The sequence below is a fragment of the Streptomyces sp. NPDC104831 genome, from assembly GCF_055583025.1.
The window spans coordinates 22,734-47,757 of sequence record NZ_JBVJOT010000002.1 but is presented as its reverse complement, the minus strand read 5'-3'; the positions used below and the strand labels follow the sequence as shown (position 1 = coordinate 47,757).

The following is a 25,024-nucleotide window of genomic DNA, read 5'->3' as shown; positions in this document are numbered from 1 at the left end:
GGTCGTGCCGGGTGGTTACAGCTCTGCCAGCAGTTCCGCCTTCTTGCTGGAGAATTCCTCGTCGGTGACCAGCCCGGCCTGGTGCAGTTCCCCGAGGTGCCGGATCCGTTCGGCGATGTCGGCGGGATCGCGCCGGGCCGGGGCCGGTATCGAGGGCACCGGCCCCCGGGCGCGCACGGCGGCGAGCACCGCCGCGGCGAACGGCAGCGACTCGTGCACCGGGCCGTAGCCCAGCCCGAAGACGACGGCCGCCGGATCCTGGTCGGGCTGCGCGGGCGCCGCCGTGCCGTCCGACCGCCTGATCAGCCGCAGGTGTCCCTCGAAGACCTCCGGCGACCGCCACTCCACCCCGCTCAGCTCGGTCACCGCGAAGCTCTGGTCGCCGGCCTTCCACTTCGCCGAGGACGCCCCGGTCCAGGACCAGCGGAACTGCACGGACGTCCCGTCGAAGGACGCCTTGCCGTCGTACGCCTTGAACTGGAGCGGTGCCCCGGGCGCCGCGACCAGGTGCCGGTCGGCCGGACCGGGCTCGGTGAGCAGCCCCTTCAGCTCGTCGGCGTAGTACTCCGCGAGGGTCTCCCGCTCGGCCGGCAGCACCAGCCGGTACGGGTCGGCGCCCTCCTTCAACTGCCCGTCGGCCGCCTCCATCAGCGGATCGGCGCCGGGGCGCGGCCGCAGGCGCAGGACGACCGTCCCCCGCCTGCCCGGCCCGAGGGCCACGCCCTCGACCGCGGCCAGCGGGATCCGGCGCTCGCCCAGCGCCTGGAACAGCTTCGGTGTCCGAATCCCCCGTTCGTAACGGATGAGCACGGAGTCGGACTCGAACTCCCAGACGGCATGAAATCCCGCCAGTACGTCACCCATGCGGCTCATCGTATGCGGCACGTGTCCCTCCGTCGCCACCCGCGCAGACCGCACTTCCTGCTGTTTCTACGCGCGTTGGGCCGTCGGCGTGCCGGACAGACCGGACCGGCACGCATCATCCTCCCGTGCGCACGTCACCTCGCTGTACGCGCCCACCCCGACGGCGGCCAGATTGCGCAGGCTGTCCGTGCCCGGCTGGAAGTAACCGCTGTGCCCCTCGGCGTCCCGGGCCGACAGCACCCGCGCCCCGAACCCCGCGGACACCGGGTCGGCACCGTGGCCGAGGCCGCCCAGTTCCAGATAGGGCACGTCGCGCACCCAGTCGCTGGCGTCCCGCATCGCCCACACCCGGGCCGTCGTGCCGAGGCCGGCGGCGCCGGCGGCCCGCATGCCGGGGCTCGCGGCCACCGCTATGTCGGCGACCCGGCGGGGCATGCCGCGCGCGGCGACCCCGCAGAGCACCGAGCCGTAGCTGTGACAGAACATCGACACCGGGGCCCGGCCGGGCAGCGCGCGCAGCAGCGCGTTCAGCCGTACGGCGCCCTCCTCGGCGCGCAGTCCGGTGGCCGCGTCCACCCCGAGTCCGTCGGGCGAGGTGTAGTCGGCCCAGGCGATCACGGCCGTGCGGGTCGCGGGGCGCACCGCCCGTTCGGCCGCGTACAGCGCCTTGGCCATGCCGACCGGGGCGCTGTAGGGGCGGTTGGTCCGCTGGAAGGTGAGCAGGTCGGTGTCGACGCCGGGGACGACGACCGAGATCCGCCGCGCCGAGGCGAGGTCGCCGAACACCTCGGCGACCCGGCCCGAGCCCTCGGGGTCGAAGGCCAGGATCTGCCGGCCCCCGCTCAGCAGGGATTCGTAGCGGTGCATCCGCCGGCCCGCGTCCTGCTGGCCGGCCGTGCTGAGCCGGCTGTCGTGCATGCGCCCGCGCTCGCTCTCGCGCGCCTGCTCCAGCGCGAGGTGGTTGGCGCGGTAGCGCAGCGACGCCGGGGCGCCGTTCATGTTGCCGACCGCGAGCGGATAGCGGCGGACCAGCCGGTCACGGTCGGCCGGGGTGAGCGAGCCGAAGAACCGGGCGAGCCGGGCCGGGGCGGCCTCGGGGTCCGGCAGCTTCCGTCCGTGCAGGTGGCCGTGGTGCCACTGGGCGAGCGAGGTCGCGAGCGCCGACGACTCCCGGTGGGTGCGCAGGGCGGTCCAGCCGGTGGTCGCGAGCATCACGAACACGACGGCCAGCGCCGGCAGGGCGCGCCAGAGGTTGAGGTGCGGGGAGGTGTCGAAGGAAGTCACTGGGAGGACACACTAGGAGAGCGAGCGGGTCTCGGGGTAACCGAGTGACGGGGATCACGTTTCGGCGGTCGGCGGTCACGGAGCGGGCGTTCTGCCAACGATCTCAGGCGGTCCGCCAGTTTCCCGTCAGCGCCGAACCCACCTGATCGAGGTACGACGTGGTGAGCGTCCGGATCACCTCGGGCCCGGAGTCCTCGCCCGTGCACCACTGCCGCTCGGTGACCCGCATCACCCCGCCGAACACGGCCACCGCCAGCCGGGGCCGGGGGTCGGTGTCCACGTCGACGCCCTCCCGCTCGGCCAGCACCCGGGCGAGGGCCTCCTCCGTCGCGGCCAGCCGGCGCAGCCGGGCGGCGAGCAGCGCGGGCTCGGCCTCGATCGTCCGGTACATGCTCAGGTGCAGTTCGACCGGCACGACCGACTCGACGGTCTCGCGCATCTCGTCCCAGCTCTCCAGGAACGCCTGGCGCAGGGCCCGTATCGGCGCCTCGTGCGGCGGGCGGGTCCGTACGGCCGCCACGAACGCCGCCTCCGCCATGTCCTGCACCGCGAAGGCCACGTCCTCCTTGCCCGCGAAGTAGCGGAAGAAGGTGCGCTGCGAGACGTCGACGGCCTCGGCGATCTCGTCGACGGTCGTCCGTTCGTACCCCTGCGTGGTGAACAGTTCGAGAGCGGCCCGCAGCAGCGATTCCCGTGTACGCCGCTTCTTGCGCTCGCGCAGCGTCTCCATTGGCCTCTCTCCCGGTGAACGAGGGCGGAACGTCCGTCCGGCCCGGTCTGACCCCCATTTTTCGTGTCAGTAACCGACTAGTGATTTGGTTTGTCAACTGTCAGTGGCTGTCACTAACCTGAGTGTATGACTAGTCAGACCACCGTCGACGCGACGGGACCGGGGGACCGGACGCCGGCCGCCCCGTCCGGGCCGCAGCCGGCCGCGGGCCTGCGCGGCCACCCGTGGCTCACGCTGATCACCGTCGCCGTAGGGGTCATGATGGTGGCCCTCGACGGCACCATCGTGGCCATCGCGAACCCGGCCATCGGCAAGGACCTGCACGCCAGCTGGGCCCAGCTCCAGTGGATCACCAACGCCTACTTCCTGGCGCTCGCGGTCTCCCTGATCACCGCCGGCAAGCTGGGCGACCGCTTCGGCCACCGGCAGACGTTCCTGATCGGCGTCGCCGGCTTCGCCGCCGCCTCCGGTGCCATCGGGCTGTCGGACAGCATCGCCGCGGTCGTCACCTTCCGTGTCTTCCAGGGTCTGTTCGGCGCGCTGCTGATGCCGGCCGCGCTCGGCCTGCTGCGGGCGACCTTCCCGGCCGAGAAGCTCAACATGGCGATCGGCATCTGGGGCATGGTGATCGGCGCCTCCACCGCGGGCGGCCCGATCCTCGGCGGTGTCCTCGTCGAGCACGTCAACTGGCAGTCGGTGTTCTTCATCAACGTGCCGGTCGGCGCCCTCGCCCTCGTGCTGGGCTCGCTGATCCTGCTCGACCACCGCGCCGAGAACGCCCCGCGCTCCTTCGACATCCTGGGCATCGCCCTGCTGTCGGGCGCGATGTTCTGCCTGGTCTGGGCCCTGATCAAGGCCCCGGCCTGGGGCTGGGGCGACGGCAAGACCTGGCTGTTCCTCATCGCCTCGGTCGTCGGCTTCGCCCTGTTCGCCCTCTGGGAGAAGCGGGTGCGCGAGCCGCTGATCCCGCTGGCGCTGTTCCGCTCGGTCGCGCTGTCCGCCGGTGTGGTGCTGATGGTCCTGATGGCCATCGCGTTCATGGGCGGCCTGTTCTTCGTCACCTTCTACCTGCAGAACGTCCACGGCATGAGCCCGATCGACGCGGGTCTGCACCTGCTGCCGCTGACCGGCATGATGATCGTCGGCTCCCCGCTGGCCGGTGCCCTCATCACCAAGGCCGGTCCGCGGATACCGCTGGCGGGCGGCATGGCCGTCACCGCGATCGCCATGTACGGCATGTCCACGCTGGAGGAGAACACCGGCAGCGGCCTGATGTCCGTCTGGTTCGCCCTGCTCGGCCTCGGCCTCGCCCCGGTCATGGTCGGCGCCACGGAGGTCATCGTCGGCAACGCCCCGATGGAGCTGTCCGGCGTCGCGGGCGGTCTCCAGCAGGCGGCCATGCAGATCGGCGGCAGCCTCGGCACGGCCGTGCTGGGCGCGGTGATGGCCTCCAAGGTCGACCACACCCTCGCCGGCAACTGGGCGGACGCCGGGCTGCCGGAGCTGCCCCCGCAGCAACTGCACCAGGCGGCCGAGGCGGTGCAGCAGGGTGTCGCGCCGGTGGCCAAGGACACCCCGGCCCCCATCGCCGAGAAGATCACCGAGGTGGCCCACCACACCTTCATCGACGGCATGAGCCTCGCCTCCCTCGTGGCGGCGGGCGTGGCCGCGATCGCCGTCCTCGTCGCGCTGCTCACCAAGCGCGGCACGAACGCGGAGGCGGGCGCGGGCGTGGGCCACATCTGACGGCCCTCCCGGCGGAGTTCGCCCATCAGGGTGACTCCCCTCAAGATCGCTGGCTCTCGGCGCGCGCCGCAGGTCACAGTGGGTCAACTCCTCCGCAGCGCATAGGAGGACCACGGGGCCGCGGCGCGCGCTGTCGGAGGGGGACAGCGCGTCCGGTCTGCTCCGGCGGAACCGGGGTACCCGCACCGTGAAGCCGAACTGTCCATATGCCTCAGGGAGTTGATGATGGCAGGTTTCGGGCATGGAACACGCGGGTTCCCCCGGTCGCGAGGCCGGACGTGGCAGCGCACCGGGCCGGACCGCGCGACGCTCGGGATCATCGGCGCGATCTGCGCGGTGGCCGGCTTCTTCGCGCTGGGCATCGTCCTCGGCCCCGTCGCGATCTTCTGCGGCTGGCAGTCGATGGGCCGCAGCTGGTTGGGCGAACGCAATGTGCCGGCGCTGGTGGCCCTGATCCTGGGCGCGATCGACACCCTGCTCGCCGTCATCGCTCTCGCCGGCGCGGCGACCTGGGGCAACGGCCTCCTCTAGGCCGACCGGCCTAAGGGGCCGATGGTCCGTTGCCGGGCGCGGGTTCGCTGTGGCTCGTCGCGCAGCCGCCCGCGCCCCTTCGGGGTGCCGCCGTCTGCGTCAGCCGCGCGACCTCGGCGCGCAGCAGCCGCACCTCCTCGGCGAGGGAGGCGATCGCCTCCGTCTGCCGGCGCTCCTCCACGTCGTCCTTCTCGAAGCGGGAGATGAACCAGGCGGCGATGTTCGCGGTGACGACACCGAGCAGGGCGATCCCGGAGAGCATCAGCCCGACCGCGATCACCCGCCCGAGCCCCGTCGTCGGCGCGTGGTCCCCGTACCCCACGGTCGTCATCGTCGTGAACGACCACCACACCGCGTCACCCAGCGTCCGGATGTTCCCGTGCGGCGCCTCCCGTTCCACGGACAGCACCGCCAGCGAGCCGAACATCAGCAGGCCGATGACGGCCCCGACGACATACGTGGTCAGCCGGATCTGCGGGGCCATCCGGGCCCGCCGGCCCACCAGCAGCAGTGTCGACACCAGCCGCAGCAGCCGCAGCGGTTGCAGCAGCGGCAGCACGACCGCGCACAGGTCGAGCCAGTGGCGCCGGACGAACACCCCCCGGTGCGGGGCGAGCGCCAGCCGGACCAGGTAGTCCAGGGCGAACGCCCCCCACACCACCCACTCGACCCCCGTGCACAAGGCCGTCAGCGAGCGCCCGGCGGAGGCGTCCACGATGGGCACCGCGTAAGCGACGGCGAAGGCCACCGCGAGCGCCAACAGCGGCCGTTCGCCGTACCGCTCCCACCGCGCCTGCGCGGACAGTTGCTCCATGGCGCAATCGTAAAGAAACCGTAAGCCCGGCGCCCCGACCGGGGCGCGGGGACCGCGCGGCCGGCCGGCCACCGGCCGGCGGACGCGCGGCGGCCCTCACGCCCCTTGCCGGCCGGGGCCGGGCGCGGCGGCTACGCGTCGCCCCCGGCCGCCCCCGGGTCCGCCGCCCTGACGTCCAGCAGCTGGTACCGGTCGATGGCCTGCTTCAGCACGGACCGGTCGACCTTCCCCGCCCGCGCCAGCTCCGTCAGCACCGCCACCACGATCGACTGGGCGTCGATGTGGAAGAAGCGGCGCGCGGCGCCCCGGGTGTCGGCGAAGCCGAACCCGTCGGCGCCCAGGGACTGGTACGTGCCGGGGACCCAGCGCGCGATCTGGTCCGGAACCGATCGCATCCAGTCGGACACGGCCACGAACGGACCCTCGGCGCCGCCGAGCTTGCGCGTCACGAAGGGCACCCGCTGCTCCTCCTCGGGGTGGAGCAGGTTGTGCTCCTCGCAGGCCACGGCCTCGCGGCGCAGCTCGTTCCAGGAGGTCGCGGACCACACGTCCGCCCGGACGTTCCACTCCTCGGCCAGGATCCGCTGGGCCTCAAGGGCCCACGGGACCGCCACGCCCGACGCCATGATCTGCACCGGGATCGCGCCGCCGGTGGCCTCGCCGATCTTGTGGATGCCCTTGACGATTCCCTCGACGTCCACGTTCGGCGGCTCGGCCGGGTGCCGGATGGGCTCGTTGTAGACGGTGAGGTAGTAGAAGACGTCCTCGCCGTGCGGGTGCTCGGGCGAGCCGCCGTACATCCGGCGCAGGCCGTCCTGGACGATGTGTGCGATCTCGTAGGCGTACGCCGGGTCGTAGGCCACGCACGCCGGGTTGGTGGAGGCCAGCAGCTGGGAGTGGCCGTCCGCGTGCTGGAGGCCCTCGCCGGTCAGGGTCGTCCGGCCGGCGGTCGCGCCCAGGACGAAACCGCGCGCCAACTGGTCGGCCATCTGCCAGAACTGGTCGCCGGTGCGCTGGAAGCCGAACATCGAGTAGAAGACGTACACCGGGATCAGCGGCTCGCCGTGCGTGGCGTACGCCGAGCCCGCCGCCGTCAGCGAGGCCGTGCAGCCCGCCTCGGAGATGCCGTCGTGCAGCATCTGGCCGGTCGGCGACTCCTTGTAGGCCAGGAGGAGTTCCCGGTCCACGGACTCGTACTGCTGGCCCAGCGGGTTGTAGATCTTCGCACTCGGGAAGAAGGAGTCCATGCCGAACGTGCGGTACTCGTCCGGCGCGATCAGCACGAACCGCTTGCCGATCTCCTTGTCCCGCATGAGGTCCTTCAGGAGCCGGACGAAGGCCATGGTCGTCGCGATGGACTGCTGACCCGTGCCCTTCTTCACGGTCGCGTACGCCTTGTCGTCCGGCAGGGCGAGCGGCTTGGAGCGCACGACGCGCGTCGGGACGTAACCGCCGAGGGACCGGCGGCGGTCGTGCATGTACTGGATCTCCTCCGAGTCCGGGCCCGGGTGGTAGTACGGCGGCGGGCCGGACTCCAGCTCCTGGTCGGAGATCGGCAGGTGCAGCCGGTCCCGGAAGCGCTTGAGGTCGTCGACCGTCAGCTTCTTCATCTGGTGCGTGGCGTTGCGGCCCTCGAAGTTCGGGCCCAGCGTCCAGCCCTTGACCGTCTTGGCCAGAATGACCGTCGGCTGGCCCTTGTGCTCCTTGGCCGCCTTGAACGCCGCGTAGATCTTGCGGTGGTCGTGACCGCCGCGCCCCAGGTGCAGGATCTGGTCGTCGGTCATGTTCTCGACCATCGCGCGCAGCCGGTGGTCGTCGCCGAAGAAGTGCTCGCGGATGTAGGACCCGGACTCGGTGGCGTAGGTCTGGAACTGCCCGTCCGGCGTCGTGTTCATCTTGTTGACGAGGATGCCGTCCCGGTCCTGCGCGAGCAGCGGGTCCCAGGAGCGGTCCCAGATCAGCTTGATCACGTTCCAGCCGGCGCCCCGGAAGACCGACTCCAGCTCCTGGATGATCTTGCCGTTGCCGCGCACCGGCCCGTCCAGCCGCTGGAGGTTGCAGTTGACCACGAAGGTCAGGTTGTCCAGGCCCTCGCGGGCGGCCAGGGAGAGCTGGCCGAGCGACTCCGGCTCGTCCATCTCGCCGTCGCCGAGGAAGGCCCACACGTGCGACCGCGAGGTGTCGGCGATGCCGCGCGCCTGCATGTAGCGGTTCATCCGCGCCTGGTAGATCGCCCCCAGCGGGCCGAGGCCCATGGAGACCGTCGGGAACTCCCAGAAGTCCGGCATCGAGCGCGGGTGCGGGTAGCTGGACAGGCCGTCCGGGTACTTCGACTTCTCCTGGCGGAAGCCGTCGAGCTGCTGGTCGGTGAGGCGGTCGAGCAGGTAGGCGCGGGCGTAGATGCCGGGGGAGGCGTGCCCCTGGAAGAAGACCTGGTCGCCGCCGTCGCCCTCGTCCTTGCCGCGGAAGAAGTGGTTGAAGCCGACGTCGTAGAGCGAGGCGGAGGAGGCGAAGGTCGCGATGTGGCCGCCGACGCCGATGCCCGGGCGCTGGGCGCGCGAGACCATCACGGCCGCGTTCCAGCGGGTGGCGTTGAGGATCCGGCGCTCGATCTCCTCGTTGCCGGGGAAGAACGGCTCGCTCTTGGTGGGGATCGTGTTGACGTAGTCCGTGCTGCGCATCTCGGGCACGGCCACGCGCCTCTCGCGGGCCCGCTCGATCAGGCGCAGCATGAGATAGCGGGCCCGCTCCCGGCCGCGCTCGTCGACGGCGGCGTCCAGGGAGTCGAGCCATTCCTGGGTCTCTTCGGGATCGAAGTCAGGGACCTGACTCGGAAGGCCGCCAATGATGATCGGGTTGCGATCGGATCCGGAAGCCACGCTGTTCCTTACCTGTCGGAGGGCCGGTTCTCGTTGCAGCTGCCTACACCGCGTTCCCCATCGTGTACCTGGGGAAGCCGTACGTCATCTCCACGCTCGTCTCGGCCGGCGCACCACCGGTCAAAACGCAACGATACGCCCGGGGTGTGACGTGCTTGGCAAAATTGTTCGAGCGACGTATCCCAGGATGATTCCGAACGGGGCAAACCGGGCACACCGGCGTGATGTGGGTCGGGGAAAAGCGCGATACGGTGCCAGGAGTTGCGACGACCCGGCCGGGATCGTCACCGTTTCGACGGTCCCGACGGCCGGGTACTTGCGCGATCCGTTCCGCCCGTGTGGACTACGGCCAATGCTTCGCGCACGCGCGTGGCTGAGATACTCGACAAGACATGATCAGGAGGCAACCCGTGAGCGCGACCGCGGACCACGCGGAGGAGCGGACGAACCCTGCCGCCAGGCTGGGGTTCCAGCCCGGGCAGGTGGTCCAGGAGATCGGCTACGACGACGACGTCGATCAGGAGCTCCGCGAGGCCATCGAGGAAGTCACCGGGACTGACCTCGTGGACGAGGACTACGACGACGTGGCCGACGCCGTTGTGCTGTGGTTCCGTGACGACGACGGCGACCTGACGGATGCGCTGGTGGATGCCACCACGTACATCGAAGAGGGCGGCGCGATCCTGCTCCTCACGCCGAAGACCGGCCGTGCGGGGTATGTGGAACCGAGCGACATCCAGGACGCCGCCTCGACGGCCGGCCTGACGGCGTCGAAGGGCATCAGCGTGGGCAAGGACTGGAGCGGCTCGCGTCTGGCGACGCCCAAGGCCGCCAAGTCCAAGCGGTGACCGTGTACGGCTGACCGCCGGCCGGGCGGGGCCCCACCGGGCCCGGCCCGGCCGCCGCGTACCCTCCGGCGACCGCTGCGTAGGGTGGACCCGAGCGCTTGTGCGTTCACCCGTACTCCACCCGGAACGGCCCACCGAAGGGATGCACGACGATGGCGATCCAGGTCGGCGACAAGGCGCCCGATTTCGAGCTCAAGGACAACCACGGCCGCGCTGTGAAGCTCTCGGACTTCCGCGGCGAGAAGAACGTGGTCCTGCTCTTCTACCCGTTCGCCTTCACCGGCGTGTGCACCGGCGAGCTGTGCGAGCTGCGGGACAACCTGCCCAAGTTCACGGAGCGCGACACCCAGCTGCTCGCCGTCTCCAACGACTCCATCCACACCCTGCGCGTCTTCGCCGAGCAGGAGGGCCTGGAGTACCCGCTGCTGAGCGACTTCTGGCCGCACGGCGAGGTCTCGCGCGCCTACGGCGTCTTCGACGAGGACAAGGGCTGTGCCGTCCGGGGCACCTTCGTCATCGACAAGGAGGGCGTCGTGCGGTGGACCGTGGTCAACGGCCTGCCGGACGCCCGTGACCTCGGCGACTACGTGAAGGCGCTCGACACCCTGTGAGCCAGGCGGGCCGACATCCGGGTTTCCTCGGCCAAGGTCCGCGGGGGGCGGGAACCCGTCACTAGGATCGGCACGTTGATCCCATATCCGAAGCACGACGGGGCTCCCCGCCCCTGAACACCACATGGAGGACCCGTGGGAGTCAGCCTCAGCAAGGGCGGCAACGTATCGCTGACGAAGGAGGCCCCGGGCCTGACCGCGGTCATCGTCGGTCTGGGGTGGGACGTGCGCACCACGACCGGCACCGACTTCGACCTCGACGCGAGCGCGCTGCTGCTCGACAACGCCGGCAAGGTCATCAGCGACCAGCACTTCGTCTTCTTCAACAACCTCAAGAGCCCCGACGGCTCGGTCGAGCACACCGGTGACAACCTCACCGGTGAGGGCGAGGGCGACGACGAGCAGATCAAGGTGAACCTGGCCGGCGTCCCGGCCGACGTCGACAAGATCGTCTTCCCGGTGTCGATCTACGACGCCGAGAACCGCCAGCAGTCCTTCGGCCAGGTCCGCAACGCCTTCATCCGCGTCGTCAACCAGGCCGGCGGCGCCGAGATCGCGCGCTACGACCTGAGCGAGGACGCCTCCACCGAGACCGCCATGGTCTTCGGCGAGCTGTACCGCCACGGCACGGAGTGGAAGTTCCGGGCCATCGGCCAGGGCTACGCCTCCGGCCTGCGCGGCATCGCCCAGGACTTCGGCGTCAACGTCTGATCCCCGCACGTCAGGACACCCCCGGCATCCGGCGCCGCACCGTTCACGGGCGGCGCCGGACGCGCAGGACAACCAGGACAGGCACCAGCAGGGGAGGACCAGCATGGGCGTCACGCTCGCCAAGGGAGGCAACGTCTCCCTCTCCAAGGCCGCACCGAACCTCACCAACGTCCTGATCGGGCTCGGCTGGGACGCGCGCTCCACCACCGGAGCCCCCTTCGACCTGGACGCCAGCGCGCTGCTGTGCGGGGCCGGCAACCGGGTGCTGGGCGACGAGTGGTTCGTCTTCTACAACCAGCTCACGAGCCCCGACGGCTCGGTGGAGCACACCGGCGACAACCTCACCGGTGAGGGCGAGGGCGACGACGAGTCGGTCCTGGTGGACCTCGCCAAGGTCCCGCTCCACTGCGAGAAGATCGTCTTCCCGGTCTCCATCCACCTGGCGGACGAGCGCGGCCAGACCTTCGGCCAGGTCTCCAACGCCTTCATCCGCGTGGTCAACCGGGCCGACGGCCAGGAACTGGCCCGCTACGACCTCAGCGAGGACGCCTCCACCGAAACCGCGATGATCTTCGGTGAGCTGTATCGCCATCAGGGCGAATGGAAGTTCCGTGCGGTCGGTCAGGGGTACGCGTCGGGCTTGCGGGGCATCGCTCTAGACTTCGGAGTCAACGTTTCGTAAAGCCGCGTACCGCGCGGGGGAGAACTCTCCTCGGAATTCGTCCGGGAGGGGCCTCAACGGATGATGGGGTAGCCAGTGCTTCTCAAAACCTTCGGATGGTCCTTCGCGATCACCGTGCTCGGTCTGATCGCGGCGGCGTTCTACGGGGGATGGACCGGCTTCGGGGTCGTGGCGATCCTGGCCGTCCTGGAGATCTCGTTGTCCTTCGACAACGCGGTGGTCAACGCCGGAATCCTGAAGAAGATGAGCCCCTTCTGGCAGAAGATCTTCCTCACGGTCGGCGTGCTCATCGCCGTCTTCGGCATGCGGCTGGTCTTCCCCGTCGTCATCGTCGCCATCAGCGCCAAGATGGGCCCGGTCGAGGCCGTCGACCTCGCGATCAATAACAAGGTCCGCTACGAGCAGCTGGTCACCGACGCCCACCCGGCGATCGCCGCGTTCGGTGGCATGTTCCTGCTGATGATCTTCCTCGACTTCATCTTCGAGGACCGGGACATCCAGTGGCTGCGCTGGCTCGAGCGGCCCCTGGCCAAGCTCGGCAAGGTCGACATGCTGTCGGTCTGCATCGCCCTGGTCGTCCTGCTGATCACGGCCTTCACCGTCGCCACCCACGCCCACCAGCACGGCGGCCTGCACGTCGACAAGGCCCAGACGGTCCTGATCTCCGGCATCGCCGGCCTGATCACCTACATGGTCGTCGGCGGTCTCTCCGGCTACTTCGAGGACAAGCTGGAGGAAGAGGAGGAGCGCGAGCACGAGCAGGAGGAGGAGGCCGCCCGCAGCGGCAGGAAGAAGCCCGCGATCGTGCTGGCCGGCCAGGCCGCGTTCTTCATGTTCCTCTACCTGGAGGTCCTGGACGCGTCCTTCTCCTTCGACGGGGTGATCGGCGCCTTCGCCGTCACCAACGACATCGTCCTGATGGCCCTCGGCCTCGGCATCGGCGCGATGTACGTCCGTTCGCTGACCGTCTACCTGGTCCGCCAGGGCACGCTGGACGACTACGTCTACCTGGAGCACGGCGCCCACTACGCCATCGGCGCCCTCGCCGTGGTCCTCCTGATCACCATCCAGTACGAGATCCACGAGGTCATCACCGGCTCCATCGGTGTCGTCCTGATCGCCGCGTCCTTCTTCTCCTCTGTCCGCCGCAACCGCGCCCTGGCCGCCGCGGGCGAGGGCGGCGGCCAGAAGGCCGAAGTGTCCTCCGGGGTGTGACACCCCGGCGGTTGAGGAACGCTCTGAGCGGGGCGGCCGACGCGGTCGGCCGCCCCGTCGGTGTCACAACGGGTACCTGGGGGCGGGAATGGGTTTCTTCGACGGACTGCTCGGCGGGCGTGCCGCCGACTTCGACTCGGGCAGCGCGGCCACCAACGCCATCGAGCTGACCAGGCGGCACCCGACGGTGTCCCTCACCAAGCAGGGCGCGGCCACCGGCAACCTGCGGGTCAACCTCACCTGGCGGATGCGGACCTCCGACTTCGACGGGTCCGCCCGCACCAGCCTGCTGCGCCACCCCTTCAAGGCGCTGAAGCCACCGGAGATCCTGGGCCACGGCCAGAGCATGGTCAACGTCGACCTCGACCTCGGCTGCCTGTACGAACTCACCGACGGCAGCAAGGGGGTCGTCCAGCCGCTCGGCGGCTACCTCGGCGACGTCAACGCACCGCCGTACATCAAGCTCAGCGGCGACGACCGGTTCGGCTCCGGGTCCGGCGAGACGATGTACGTCAACCTCGACCACCGCGAGGAGATCAAGCGGCTGCTGGTCTTCGTCTACATCTACGACCAGACGCCCGCCTTCGACCGCACCCACGCCGTGGTCACCCTCTACCCGGGCAACGGCCCCCGCATCGAGATCGGCCTGGACGAACGCCACCCCCAGGCCCGCTCCTGCGCCGTCGTCCTCCTGGAGAACGTCAAGGACGAACTGATCGTGCGCCGCGAGGTCAAGTTCGTCTACGGCTTCCAGGGCGAACTGGACCGCCTCTACGGCTGGGGCCTCCAGTGGGGCAGGGGCTACAAGACGAAGGTGGACCGGTGAACGGACCGCCTCCCCCTACCGCCCGATGAACTGGGGCCCTTGCGGCGGCATCCGGAAGTACCCGTCCCCCACGGAAGCCGCCGGCACCGGCTGCGGGTACCCGTACGCCGGGACCGCCGGGACCGCCGGGACCGCCGGGACTGCCGGGGGCAACGGCAGGGCGGAGGTCGGCGGCTCCTCCTCGGCCGCCTCCGACTCGTCCACCGAGATGCCGAAGTCCGTCGCGAGCCCCTTCAGCCCGTTGGAGTAGCCCTCGCCCAGCGCCCGGAACTTCCAGCCCTCCCCGCGCCGGTACAGCTCCCCGCAGATCAGCGCCGTCTCGGACCCGGTCTCCGGCTTGATGTCGAACCGGGCCAGCGGCTCCCCGTCGGCGACCGCGGCGTCGTGGATCGAGATGCCCAGCGCCGGCACCCGGTCGAAGGAGACCCCGTCGGCGGAGGCGACCAGCAGGATCCGGGAGATGCCCGGCTCGACCCCGCCCAGGTCTGTCCGGATCGTGTCGGTCAGTCCCTCGGCGACCCGCTCCTTGCCCAGCCGCCACACCGCCCCGGAGGGGTGCCGGGGCTGGTTGTAGAAGACGAAGTCCTCGTCGGAGCGCACACGGCCGTCGGGGCCCAGCAGCAGCGCCGACACATCCACGTCCGGCACGAGCTGCCCGGGTGTCCAGCGCAGCACGGCGCGTACCGTGGTGGCCTCCAGCGGGACGTTCGACCCCTTCAGCATCGCGTGCGTCATGCGGTCATCCTGCCCTCTCGGTCCTGGTCACGACAATGCGGGGCGGTGGAGCCGGCACGGGGGAGTTACCGGAAATTCATGCCCGCGGGGAACCTCCGACATGGGTCCCTACGTACTATTACCGGCCACCCTTTACCGAACCCAGAGGTTTGGCCGGAGTCCAAAGGGAGTCCTATGCGTCATTTCGGGCACATCGCCCCCGAGGTGCGGAAGCGCCTCTTCCATCAGGAGCCGTGCGCGTTCACCGCCGGCTCCCCGGCCCGGCTGCTCTCCGCGGCCCTGGGCGCCACGCTGTACAGCCCGGCGACCCGGCCCCGGCTCGCGGACGACATCGTCAAGCAGGCCGGGAGCGGCGTGGTGTCGATGGTGCTGTGCCTGGAGGACTCGATCGGCGACGCGGACGTGGCGGCGGGCGAGGAGAACCTCGTCCGGCAGTTCGCCGACCTCGCCGCCCGGCCCGCGGCCGAACCGCCGCTGCTGTTCATCCGGGTGCGCACCCCCGAGCAGATACCCGACCTGGTCCGCCGCCTCGGCCCGGCCGGGCGCCTGCTGTCCGGGTTCGTGCTGCCCAAGTTCACCGAGGAACGCGGCGTGCCCTTCCTGGAGGCCCTGACGGCGGCGGAGGGCGCCTGCGGCCGGCGGCTCTTCGCCATGCCCGTCCTGGAGTCCCCCGAGCTGCTGTACCGCGAGTCGCGCGTGGAGACCCTGGAAGGCATCTTCCGGGCGGTCGACAAGTACCGCGACCGGGTACTGGCCCTGCGCCTCGGCGTCACCGACTTCTGCTCCTCCTACGGCCTGCGCCGGGCCCCCGACATGACCGCCTACGACGTCCAGCTGGTCGCCTCCGTGATCGCCGACGTCGTGAACATGCTCGGCCGGGCCGACGGCACGGGGTTCACCGTCACCGGCCCGGTCTGGGAGTACTTCCGCGCCTCGGAACGCATGTTCAAGCCGCAGCTGCGGCAGAGCCCCTTCCTCCAGGTGCAGGCCGCCGAGCTGCGCGACCGGCTGATCGCCCACGCCATGGACGGGCTGCTGAGGGAGATCTCCCTGGACCAGGCCAACGGCCTGCTGGGCAAGACCTGCATCCACCCCTCCCACGTCCTGCCCGTGCACGCGCTCTCCGTGGTCAGTCACGAGGAGTTCAGCGACGCCCAGGACATCCTGCGGCCGGAGCGCGGCGGCGGGGGTGTACTGCGGTCGGCCTACACGAACAAGATGAACGAGGTGAAGCCGCACCGCGCCTGGGCCGAGCGGACCCTGCTGCGGGCCGAGGTGTTCGGCGTCGCCCACGAGGACGTCGGCTTCGTGGAACTGCTCGCCGCCGGCATACCCGGCTGAACCTTTCTCCACCTGACCAAGGAACGCATGAAGAACGCAGTGAACGACGGGGTCTGGTCCGGCGGCTGGGTCGCCGAGCGACTCGGGGTCCGGCTCGTGGGCGACGACGGGCTGACGGCCCTGCTCGGGCTCGCCCTGCGCCGCAACCCCAAGCGGGCCCACCTGCTCGTCTCCCACGTCCTCGGCAAACACGTCCCGCAGTCGCCGTCCGTGGTCTACGACCACGGCCTGGACCTGGGCCGCCGGGTCGCCGCGCTGCTCGGCGCCGAGGCGGCGGACGCGGTCGTCCTCGGGTACGCCGAGACCGCGACCGGGCTCGGGCACTCCGTGGCGGACGGGCTCGGCGCGGTGCCGTACCTGCACTCCACGCGGCGGCCGGTGCGCGGGGTCGCCCGCGCGGGCGGGTTCGAGGAGTCGCACTCCCACGCCACGTCGCACCTGCTGCTCCCCGAGGACCCGGGGCTGCTGTCCGGCCCGGGGCCGCTGGTGCTGGTGGACGACGAGTTCTCCACCGGCAACACCGTGCTGAACACCATCCGTGACCTGCACGCGCGGTATCCGCGCCGGCGCTACGTGGTGGTGGCCCTGGTGGACATGCGGTCGGCCGGGGACACGGCCCGGCTGGAGCGGTTCGCCGCGGAGATCGGGGCGCGGGTGGACGTGGTCGCCCTCGCTTCCGGGACCGTGGAGCTGCCGGAAGGAGTGCTGGAGAAGGGGCAGCGGCTGGTCGCCGAGTGCGAGTCCGCCGGGCGCGACTCCGCCGTGGCCGGCGCCCCCGGGAGGCAGCCTCGGCCGGACCGGGTCACGAAGGTCGACCTGCGCTGGCCCGCCGGCCTCCCCGACGGCGGCCGGCACGGGTTCACCCCCGCCCACCGCGCCCGCCTGGAGGCCGCGCTCCCCGCCATGGCCGCCCGGATCCGGGACGCCCTGCCCGGCGACGCCCGCCGCGTGCTCGTGCTCGGCTCCGAGGAGCTGATGTACGCGCCGCTGCGGCTCGCGCGGGAGCTGGAGCGCGGTACGGACGCCGAGGTGCGGTTCTCCACCACCACCCGGTCGCCCGTCCTCGCGGTGGACGACCCGGGCTACGCGATCCGCACCCGCCTCGTCTTCCCCGCCCACGACGACCCGGCGGACGGCCCCGGCGAGCGCTACGCCTACAACGTGGCCGGCGCCGGCTTCGACGCCGTCGTGGCCGTGGTCGACTCCGTCGCCGACACCCCCGCCCTGCACGCGCCCGACGGCCTGCCGGCCCGGCTCGCCGAGTGGGTCCCGCACGTTCTGCTCGCGGTCGTACCGTCGTACGTCCCGCACGTCCCCGAAAGGCCGGCCATGCTGCCCGAGCCCCTCCGCGGCCCCGCGTTCTCCTCGTACGCGCCCGAGGAGGTCGGCTGGCTGCTCCAGGACCTGTCCGACGTGCCCCTGGAGGCGCCGACCGAGGAACGCGAGGAGGCCGTCCAGAGCGGCGGCGCGCACTACGCCGAGTCGCTGCCGGTGGAGTACCAGCCCAGCGAGCGGTACCAGGAGCTGTTCCACGCGGCCCTGGAGGCGTCGGCGGCCCGGCTGGCGCGGGCGGTGGGCGTCGTCACCGAGATGGTGATCGGCGAGCGCTCGCCCCGCCCGGTGCTGGTCTCCCTGGCCCGCGCGGGCACCCCGGTGGGCATTCTGATGCGCCGCTGGGCGCGCCTCCGGCACGGCCTGGACCTGCCGCACTACGCCGTGTCGATCGTGCGCGGCCGGGGCATCGACACCAACGCGCTGCGCTGGCTGGCCGCCCACCACGACCCCCGGGACGTCGTCTTCGTCGACGGCTGGACCGGCAAGGGCGCCATCACCCGGGAACTCGCCGAGGCCGTGGCCGAGTTCGAGAAGGAGCAGGGCGTCAGCGGGTTCGACCCGGAGATCGCCGTCCTCGCCGACCCCGGCTCCTGCGTGCGCACCTACGGCACCCGGGAGGACTTCCTGATCCCCTCCGCGTGCCTCAACTCCACGGTGTCCGGGCTGGTCTCGCGCACGGTGCTGCGCGCGGACCTGGTCGGCCCGGACGACTACCACGGCGCGAAGTTCTACCGCGAACTGGCCGGCGCCGACGTCTCCGGGGCCTTCCTCGACGCCGTCTGCGCCCGGTTCGAGGAGGTCGCCGGCACCGTGGCCGGCGCGGTCGGGGAACTGCGCGCCACGGACCGCACCCCGACCTGGGCGGGCTGGCGGGCGGTGGAGCGGATCAGCGAGGAGTACGGCATCCACGACGTGAACCTCGTCAAGCCGGGCGTCGGCGAGACCACCCGGGTGCTGCTGCGCCGGGTGCCGTGGAAGATCCTGGCCCGCGCGGGCGCCGGCGCCGACCTGGACCACGTACGCCTGCTCGCCGGGCAGCGGGGCGTCCCGGTGGAGGAGGTCGGCGAGCTGCCGTACAGCTGCGTCGGGCTGATCCACCCCAAGTACACACGCGGTGCCACGGGCGCCGACGGAAGGGCGGTGCACGTCTGATGCCGGTGCTGGTGGCGAGCGATCTCGACCGGACGCTGATCTACTCCGCGGCGGCCCTCGCGCTGACCATGCCGGACGCCCGGGCGCCCCGGCTGCTGTGCGTGGAGGTGCACGAGGCCAGGCCGCTGTCCTTCATGACGGAGACGGCGGCCGATCTGCTGGCCGGCCTCGGCGACGCGGCCGTGTTCGTGCCGACGACGACCCGGACGCGCAAGCAGTACCAGCGCATCAACCTCCCCGGCCCGCCGCCGCGGTACGCGATCTGCGCCAACGGCGGCCATCTGCTGGTCGACGGGGTCACCGACGCCGACTGGCACGCGCGGGTGCTGGCGCGGCTCGCCGACGAGTGCGCGCCGCTGGCGGAGGTCCGCGAGCACCTGCTGCGCTCCGCCGACCCGGTGTGGGTGCGCAGGCACCGGGCCGCCGAGGACCTGTTCGCCTATCTGGTGGTGGAGCGCGAGCTGCTGCCCGAGGACTGGGTGAAGGAGCTGGCGGTGTGGGCGGAGGACCGGGGCTGGACCGTCTCGCTCCAGGGCCGCAAGATCTACGCCGTGCCCAAGCCGCTCACCAAGGGCGCCGCCGTCCGCGAGGTCGCCCGCCGCACCGGCGCGGACCTCACCCTGGCCGCCGGGGACTCGCTGCTGGACACCGACCTGCTCCTGGCGGCGGACCGGGGCTGGCGCCCCGGTCACGGCGAACTGGCCGACTCCGGCTGGACGGCCCCCGGGATCACCGCCCTGCCGGAACGGGGCGTACTGGCGGGGGAGCGGATCCTGCGGGAGTTCCTGAGAACGGCCCGGGACCCCGGGCGGGGCTAGCCGCAGCACCCGCCGCCGCAGCACCCGCCGCCCCCGCCCGCCCGGGGGGCGGGGGCGCCGGCGACGCCCCCCACGGCCACCGTGGACAAGAGTTTCACCGTGTCGTCGTGCCCGGCGGGGCACGTCGCGGGGTCGGCGGACTCCGCCATCGGACGGTTCAGTTCGAACGTGTCGCCGCAGCTCCGGCAGCGGTACTCGTAGCGAGGCATGGGCCCAGGTTAGCCGTCGGGGGCGTGTCGGGGGCAGCTCGATGTTTCACGAGTGCTGCCATCCGTCCGGCATATGTGCAGGGCATTCGAAAACGTTACTGATAATTTGTGAACGCCGTGGCGAGGATGCTCAGCTCACCCGCGCGAGCGAGACCGAGTGCGGAGGGAGACGCAGGCGTGACCGATGCGTCGCAGGGGGAGGACGGCACCGTGACCGGTGGCCGTGGCGAGGAGCCGGCGGGCGCCGACGAGACCCTGCACCTGAGAGTCGACGCCCTCCGGGCGGACGAGACGATGCAGTTGCGGGTCCCCCCGCCGCCCGGGACGCCCGCGCCGGCCGGCGGCCGGGCCGAGCGCCGGCGCGGCGCGCGCTCCGCCGCCCGGGAGCGCACCGGAGGCCGGAAGCGCGCCGCCGAGCCGGGGGCGGCCGCGGCCGCCTCCTTCCGCCGGCTCGGGCCGCTCGCCCCGTACGCGCGCCGAATAGCCCCCTACGCGCGCCGCCTGAAGCCCGTCTACCCGCGCCCGGGCCGCACCGGCTGGCGCCGCTGGATGCCCTCCTGGCGCCAGTGGATCGGCGCCGTCCTGACCTCGTTCGGCCTGCTCGGCGCGTTCCTGGTCACCGCCTACGCGATGACGGACATCCCGGCCAACATCAACTCGTACGCCACCCAGCAGGACAACGTCTACTTCTGGTCCGACGGCACGCCCATGGCCCGCACGGGCTGGGTGCAGCGGCAGGCGATGCCGCTGAAGGACATCCCGCAGGACGTGCGCTGGGCGGTCCTCGCGGCGGAGAACGAGAGCTTCTACTCGGACCCGGGCATATCCCTCAAAGGCATCAGCCGGGCGCTGTTCCGCACGGTGGGCGAGGGGGACACCGAGGGCGGTTCCACCATTACCCAGCAGTATGTGAAAAACGTTTACCTGACGCAGAACCAGACGGTCAGCCGCAAATTCACCGAGGCGATGATCGCCCTCAAGCTCGACAACAAGATGAGCAAGGACGAGATCCTGGAGGGTTATCTCAACACCAGCTGGTTCGGCCGCGGCACCTACGGCATCCAGCGCGCCGCCCAGGCCTACTACGGCAAGGACGTCGGCAGGCTCAACGTCTCCGAGGCGGCCATGCTCGCCTCGCTGCTCAAGGGCGCCGGGCTGTACGACCCCACGCTCGGCAAGGCCAACCGCGCCCGCGCGGTGGAGCGCTGGTCGTGGACCCTGGACCGGATGGTCAAGATCGGCAAGCTGTCGCCGCGGGAGCGGGCGAAGTACACGAAGTTCCCCGACCCGCTGAAGACCAACCCGCTGTACGACACCGGCGAGCAGAGCGACTACCTGGTGGAACTGGCGTCGCAGTACGCCAAGAAGGCCGCGCACCTGACGGACAAGCAGTTCGACCTGGGCGGCTACCAGATCTACACGACCTTCGACCGCAAGCGGGAGCGGGCGCTCACCGACGCCGTCGCCAAGGCCCGCAAGGAGGCGAGGGCGAACGATCCCGAGGTGGCGGAGAGCGGCCACTACGGCGCCGCCTCGGTGGCCGCGGACGGCCGGGTGCTCGCCGTCTACGGCGGCCCGGACCACCGCAAGCAGGGCTACAACGAGTCCAACGCCACCACGGTCCCGGCCGGCACCGCGTTCCTGCCGTTCGTCTACGCCGCCGGACTCGAACACGGTGTCCACAAGACGCGCAGCGGCCCCGCGACCCCCGTCGGCCCGGACAGCGTCTACGACGGCGACGACGGCGTGCCCGTCACCACGCCCGAGGGGCCGTACTGGGACCGCAGCGGCAAGAAGGTCGCCGCCCGCAACGACGGCGGGAAGTCCTACGGGAAGATCACCCTGCGCGAGGCGCTCGCCAAGTCGGTGAACACCCCGTTCATGCAGCTCGGCATGGACGCCGGCCTGGACAAGGTGCGTGACACCGCCGTGGCCTCGGGGCTGCTGCGCTCCAGCATGGGCCCCCAGGTGCCCGGGCTGTCGCTGGGCACCTCCACGCCCAGCGCGATCCGGATGGCGAGCGGTTACGCCACCTTCGCCGCCGGGGGCAACCACACCGAGCCGTACTCGGTGCGCCGGATCACCCGCAACGGCGCCCCCGTCGCGCTGAACACCCCGCATCCCAGGCGGGCCGTCGGCGCCCGGGTGGCCGAGCGGGTCACCGAGGCGCTCACCGACTCCTTCCGCACCGCCCACCCCGACGCGGCGGCCGGCCGGTCCGGGGTGTCGGGGAAGGCCGGCGGCAACGAGAAGGACACCGCCGCCTGGTACGTGGGCACGGCCGACGCCGTGTCCACCGCGATCGTCGTCTACCGGATCGACCTGGCCAAGTCCCTGGAGCCACTGCCGCTCAGGGGGCTGGCCGGGTCCGCCCACAGCGTCCCGTACGCCCTCTGGTCGGCCGCGACGGGCCTCGGCTGAGCAGGGATCACCCGTCTACCCTCCCCTTCCCCAGAATGAGCCGCGCATGTCCCGCAAGATGTCGTCGTCAGGCCGCCGTCGAGCCCCCCGCCGCCGCGGCGCGCCCCGCGCCACCCGCCCCCAGGTCCTGACACTGGCCGCGCTCCTCGTCGTGGCCTCCCTGGTGGCCGGGTTCCTGGCGCTGTCCGGCTCGGACAGCGACAACACCCCGGCCGCCGCGACCGGCAGGAAGCCGAGAACGGCCGCGCCCAAACCCAGCCCGACCCCGTCGTGGGACGGCAAGGTCAAGGTCCTCGGGGACGGCTCGACCTCCTACACGGGCCCGCAGAAGCGGCAGTTGAAGCCCGAGCCGCTCAAGCCCGGGGAGAAGCCGCCCCAGTTCGTGGTGTTCTCCTGGGACGGCGCGCTGGAGGGCGGGGACCACCTGTTCTCGCACTACCGGGAGCTGGCCAAGCAGTACGACGCCCACATGACCTTCTTCCTCACCGGCATCTACCTGCTGCCCAAGAGCAAGAAGGCGCAGTACCACGGCCCGATGCACTCCCCGGGCGACGCAGCGATCGACTACGCCACCGACGACCACATCCGCACCACCGTGGAGCAGTTGTCCAAGGCGTACGAGGACGGCAACGAGATCGGCACCCACTTCAACGGCCACTTCTGCGACGCCAAGGGCGGCGGCGACTGGAGCGTGGGTCAGTGGAAGAGCGAGATCGACCAGTTCTTCGACTTCGCGGAGCACTGGAAGACCAACACCGGTTTCACCGACCTGCCCCCGCTGCCCTTCGACTTCAAGAAGGAGGTCGTCGGCGGCCGGGCGCCCTGCCTGGAGGGCCAGCCGAACCTGCTGAAGGCCATCAAGGGCTACGGCTGGCGCTACGACGCCAGCTCCCCGGGCGACTTCCAGATATGGCCCGCCAAGAAGAACGGCATATGGGACTTCCCGCTGCAGATGCTGCCGTACGAGAGCGGCAAGTACCAGGGCCTGTCCATGGACTTCAACTTCCTGTACAACCAGTCCGAGGGCGAGACGCAGGGCGATCCCGCCAGGTTCCCCCAGTGGGAGCAGCAGACCGTCGACTCGTACATGGCCGGCTTCAACCGGGTCTACTACGGCAGCCGCGCGCCGCTGTTCATCGGCAACCACTTCGAGGACTGGAACGGCGGCATCTACATGAAGGCCATCGACCAGGTGGTCAAGAACGTGTGCACCAAGAAGGGCGTCAAGTGCGTGTCCTTCAAGGAGCTGGCCGACTGGCTCGACGCGCAGAAGCCGTCGACCCTGGCCGCGCTGCGCAGCCTCGACCCGGCCCAGTCGCCGGACTGGTCGGCGGTCGTCAAATAACAAGTCAGCACGGCCGATTCCGCTTGTGCGCCCCTCTTCACATCCGGTGTACCGGCCATGCGAAGATGCCCCTCGCCCGGTAGGTGTACCGGCGTAGAGGGGAACATCATTGAAATCCAGAAGACTGAGCCGTAGTCGGCGCCGTACCGCCATAGTGACCGCCGCGGCCGCCTCGGTGGTCGCCGGCGTGGCCCTGGTGCCGAACTGGAGCGCGGGCGCCGCGGTGACCGACGACCCGACGGTGGACGCGGCCACCAAGGCGACCTTCCAGCGACTGGCCGACGCGGTCTTCACCGACCGCACGCAGGCCCTGGTGGAAGGCGCCGGAACCAAGGAGACCCGGCACACGGCCGGCTTCTCCGGGTCCGTGCGGCTGTCCGGCGGACAGACGCGGGAGCAGAAGTCGGCGCTGAAGGAGCTGAGCGACCGCCGCGGCCGGCTCGCCCGGCTGGGCGAGACGTACCGCGCGGGCAGCACCAAGGTCACGCTCGACGCGACCCGGGTGAAGGGCCGGCACGCGAAGGTCGCCGTCACCGAGACCACGACGCTGACGTACGGCAAGGCCGCCGAGAAGAGCCCGAAGTCGACCGGCTTCCAGGCGCACCACGAACTGAGCTTCACGGCCGACCGGCACGGCGACTGGCGGCTCACCGGCATCCGCGACACCGACGACGGCTACCTCGCCGTGAACCAGGTCGCCAAGCCGGAGGTCGCCAAGCCGCGGACCGCGGCCGAGGACGACGGCCCGCCGAGCGCGGCCCGCGCCGCCACCACCAGGCCGGCGCCCGCCAACCCGAAGAACTTCACCGCGAGCGGCTACGACTACAAGGCCATGGTCGCCTACGCGCAGAAGTACTGGAACAACTACAACCCGGACTACCCCAACTTCAACGGCCAGGGCGCCGGGGGCGACTGCACCAACTTCGTCAGCCAGGCCCTGAAGGCCGGCGGCTGGAAGCACGTGCCCGGGTACACGTACGACTTCCACAAGTGGTTCGGCAACTCCGAGATCCAGTCGGACTCCTTCGTCGGCGTGAACGAGTTCTCCTGGTTCGCCCTGTCCTCCAAGCGGGTCACCAGCCTCGCCAACGTCTACCAGATGGACCTCGGCGACGTGCTCCAGGTGGACTTCAACCGGGACGGGTCCAAGGACCACTCGATGATCGTCACCTCCCGGGACTACCGGGGCGTGCCGTACGTGAGCTACCACTCGACCAACACCTACAACCGGTCGGTGGCCAGCCTCGTCGCCTCGTACCCGAACGCGGCGTTCTACGCCTACCGGACCTGATCCGGACCCCGCCGCGGGCCCTGCCGCCGGCCGTCCTCCTCCCGTTCGTGCAGCGTCCGCCGCTCCGGCGGGGAGGCCTCGGGGTGGCGGGCCCGCCAGTAGGGGTTGTCGTGCGGCAGCGCGTGCCCGACCCGGCCGTACATGCCGAAGGTCATCAGCAGCAGGCCGACGACGAAGCTGAAGTACACGTTCTGGATCTTGAAGGCCAGGAAATTGCTCCCGGTGTCCAGCAGGCCGAGGAACAGGAAGCCGTTCAGCAGGAACAGCACGCCGAGGACCATGTTCAGGGTGGACGCGAAGTTCCCGCCGACGGCCGCGCCCGCCAGCAGCAGCAGGCCGATGCAGATCGACAGCACGCTGAGCGCGCCGTTGGTGTTCAGTCCGGCGACCTGGTTGCCGCCCGTGCTGAAGAAGCCGATCTGGTCCAGCAGGCCGAGAATGCCGAAGGCGACCAGGAACGCGCCGATCACACCCGCGCCGACGCGGTAGACCCGGTTGAGCCGGTGATCCACGGGCAGGTGGTCGTCCAGCCGGGTCCGCTTGCGCTCCCGGGCGTTCCTCGTCCGCACTGCGTGTGTGGCCATGTCCGCCTCCTCGGGCGCTAGCGGAGGCCGTCCGTCTCGTTCCTTCACTATC

The 25,024-nt window shown here is 71.0% G+C and carries 22 protein-coding genes; 14 read left to right on the top strand and 8 right to left on the bottom strand.

Features of this window, described 5'->3' with window-relative positions; translation table 11 throughout:
• Nucleotides 1-15 precede the first annotated feature (15 nt).
• The 3 genes from ACZ63H_RS01600 to ACZ63H_RS01590 form a co-directional block, all read right to left on the bottom strand.
• Nucleotides 16-864 (bottom strand): DUF4429 domain-containing protein, encoded by an 849-nt coding sequence (locus ACZ63H_RS01600; protein ID WP_469861057.1) that lies wholly within the window; start codon nt 862-864, stop codon nt 16-18.
• 66 nt (nt 865-930) lie between these two features.
• A complete protein-coding gene (locus ACZ63H_RS01595; RefSeq protein ID WP_469861056.1) occupies nt 931-2,148 on the bottom strand; it encodes an alpha/beta hydrolase in 1,218 nt (405 codons plus the stop codon).
• 103 nt (nt 2,149-2,251) lie between these two features.
• Nucleotides 2,252-2,878, bottom strand: a complete 627-nt coding sequence (locus ACZ63H_RS01590; protein ID WP_469861054.1) for a TetR/AcrR family transcriptional regulator — start codon at nt 2,876-2,878, stop codon at nt 2,252-2,254.
• Nucleotides 2,879-3,004: 126 nt separating this feature from the next.
• On the opposite strand from ACZ63H_RS01590, the gene ACZ63H_RS01585 reads away from it, so the two are divergent.
• Complete coding sequence (locus ACZ63H_RS01585; protein ID WP_469861052.1) at nt 3,005-4,624, top strand: MFS transporter; 1,620 nt, start codon at nt 3,005-3,007, stop codon at nt 4,622-4,624.
• Between the two features lie 225 nt (nt 4,625-4,849).
• Nucleotides 4,850-5,155 carry a small hydrophobic protein gene (locus tag ACZ63H_RS01580; RefSeq protein WP_469861050.1) on the top strand — a complete coding sequence of 102 codons (306 nt, stop codon included), beginning with the start codon at nt 4,850-4,852 and terminating at the stop codon, nt 5,153-5,155.
• 10 nt (nt 5,156-5,165) lie between these two features.
• Here ACZ63H_RS01580 and ACZ63H_RS01575 read toward each other — a convergent pair whose 3' ends face one another.
• Nucleotides 5,166-5,969, bottom strand: coding sequence for a potassium channel family protein (locus tag ACZ63H_RS01575; protein WP_469861048.1), 804 nt, complete (start codon nt 5,967-5,969; stop codon nt 5,166-5,168).
• A gap of 131 nt (nt 5,970-6,100) precedes the next feature.
• A complete protein-coding gene (aceE, locus tag ACZ63H_RS01570) occupies nt 6,101-8,848 on the bottom strand; it encodes a pyruvate dehydrogenase (acetyl-transferring), homodimeric type (RefSeq protein ID WP_469861046.1) in 2,748 nt (915 codons plus the stop codon).
• Between the two features lie 410 nt (nt 8,849-9,258).
• Between aceE and ACZ63H_RS01565 the strand changes: the two genes are divergently transcribed.
• The 6 genes from ACZ63H_RS01565 to ACZ63H_RS01540 all read left to right on the top strand — a co-directional run bounded on the left by ACZ63H_RS01565 (nt 9,259) and on the right by ACZ63H_RS01540 (nt 13,741).
• Nucleotides 9,259-9,696, top strand: a complete 438-nt coding sequence (locus ACZ63H_RS01565; RefSeq protein WP_467939512.1) for a DUF3052 domain-containing protein — start codon at nt 9,259-9,261, stop codon at nt 9,694-9,696.
• A gap of 152 nt (nt 9,697-9,848) precedes the next feature.
• Nucleotides 9,849-10,307, top strand: coding sequence for a peroxiredoxin (locus ACZ63H_RS01560; protein WP_469861044.1), 459 nt, complete (start codon nt 9,849-9,851; stop codon nt 10,305-10,307).
• A 135-nt stretch (nt 10,308-10,442) separates the two neighbouring features.
• A complete protein-coding gene (locus ACZ63H_RS01555; protein WP_467939508.1) occupies nt 10,443-11,018 on the top strand; it encodes a TerD family protein in 576 nt (191 codons plus the stop codon).
• Between the two features lie 103 nt (nt 11,019-11,121).
• Entirely contained in the window at nt 11,122-11,700 is a 579-nt protein-coding gene (locus ACZ63H_RS01550) for a TerD family protein (RefSeq protein WP_469861042.1), read from the top strand.
• Nucleotides 11,701-11,775: 75 nt separating this feature from the next.
• Nucleotides 11,776-12,915, top strand: a complete 1,140-nt coding sequence (locus ACZ63H_RS01545; RefSeq protein WP_469861040.1) for a DUF475 domain-containing protein — start codon at nt 11,776-11,778, stop codon at nt 12,913-12,915.
• An 88-nt stretch (nt 12,916-13,003) separates the two neighbouring features.
• A complete protein-coding gene (locus ACZ63H_RS01540; RefSeq protein WP_469861038.1) occupies nt 13,004-13,741 on the top strand; it encodes a TerD family protein in 738 nt (245 codons plus the stop codon).
• Between the two features lie 15 nt (nt 13,742-13,756).
• Here ACZ63H_RS01540 and ACZ63H_RS01535 read toward each other — a convergent pair whose 3' ends face one another.
• Entirely contained in the window at nt 13,757-14,476 is a 720-nt protein-coding gene (locus ACZ63H_RS01535; RefSeq protein ID WP_469861036.1) for a TerD family protein, read from the bottom strand.
• 174 nt (nt 14,477-14,650) lie between these two features.
• Here ACZ63H_RS01535 and ACZ63H_RS01530 point away from each other — a divergent pair, with 174 nt between their 5' ends.
• From ACZ63H_RS01530 to ACZ63H_RS01520, 3 genes are read left to right on the top strand one after another with little or no spacing between them, the layout of a single operon-like run.
• On the top strand, nt 14,651-15,817 hold the full coding sequence (locus ACZ63H_RS01530; protein ID WP_469861034.1) for an HpcH/HpaI aldolase/citrate lyase family protein: 1,167 nt from the start codon (nt 14,651-14,653) through the stop codon (nt 15,815-15,817).
• Nucleotides 15,818-15,844: 27 nt separating this feature from the next.
• Complete coding sequence (locus tag ACZ63H_RS01525; RefSeq protein WP_469861032.1) at nt 15,845-18,304, top strand: phosphoribosyltransferase; 2,460 nt, start codon at nt 15,845-15,847, stop codon at nt 18,302-18,304.
• Nucleotides 18,304-19,122 (top strand): HAD family hydrolase, encoded by an 819-nt coding sequence (locus ACZ63H_RS01520; RefSeq protein ID WP_469861030.1) that lies wholly within the window; start codon nt 18,304-18,306, stop codon nt 19,120-19,122. The genes ACZ63H_RS01525 and ACZ63H_RS01520 overlap by 1 nt, the downstream gene beginning before the upstream one ends.
• Here the strand turns inward: ACZ63H_RS01520 and ACZ63H_RS01515 are convergent.
• The gene (locus ACZ63H_RS01515) at nt 19,119-19,331 is read right to left on the bottom strand and encodes an FmdB family zinc ribbon protein (RefSeq protein ID WP_469861028.1); all 213 of its coding nucleotides are present in this window, start codon (nt 19,329-19,331) and stop codon (nt 19,119-19,121) included. The genes ACZ63H_RS01520 and ACZ63H_RS01515 overlap by 4 nt on opposite strands.
• A 177-nt stretch (nt 19,332-19,508) precedes the next feature.
• Here ACZ63H_RS01515 and ACZ63H_RS01510 point away from each other — a divergent pair, with 177 nt between their 5' ends.
• The 3 genes from ACZ63H_RS01510 (at nt 19,509) to ACZ63H_RS01500 (ending at nt 24,388) form a co-directional block, all read left to right on the top strand.
• A complete protein-coding gene (locus ACZ63H_RS01510) occupies nt 19,509-21,752 on the top strand; it encodes a transglycosylase domain-containing protein (protein WP_469861026.1) in 2,244 nt (747 codons plus the stop codon).
• A 46-nt stretch (nt 21,753-21,798) separates the two neighbouring features.
• Nucleotides 21,799-23,097 carry a polysaccharide deacetylase family protein gene (locus ACZ63H_RS01505; RefSeq protein ID WP_469861024.1) on the top strand — a complete coding sequence of 433 codons (1,299 nt, stop codon included), beginning with the start codon at nt 21,799-21,801 and terminating at the stop codon, nt 23,095-23,097.
• 187 nt (nt 23,098-23,284) lie between these two features.
• The gene (locus ACZ63H_RS01500) at nt 23,285-24,388 is read left to right on the top strand and encodes an amidase domain-containing protein (RefSeq protein WP_469861372.1); all 1,104 of its coding nucleotides are present in this window, start codon (nt 23,285-23,287) and stop codon (nt 24,386-24,388) included.
• On the opposite strand, the gene ACZ63H_RS01495 is transcribed toward ACZ63H_RS01500, so the two are convergent.
• Nucleotides 24,376-24,972: a DUF4383 domain-containing protein gene (locus ACZ63H_RS01495; protein WP_469861022.1), complete on the bottom strand. Its 597-nt coding sequence runs from the start codon at nt 24,970-24,972 to the stop codon at nt 24,376-24,378. The two genes, ACZ63H_RS01500 and ACZ63H_RS01495, sit on opposite strands and share 13 nt — an antisense overlap.
• Nucleotides 24,973-25,024 lie beyond the last annotated feature (52 nt).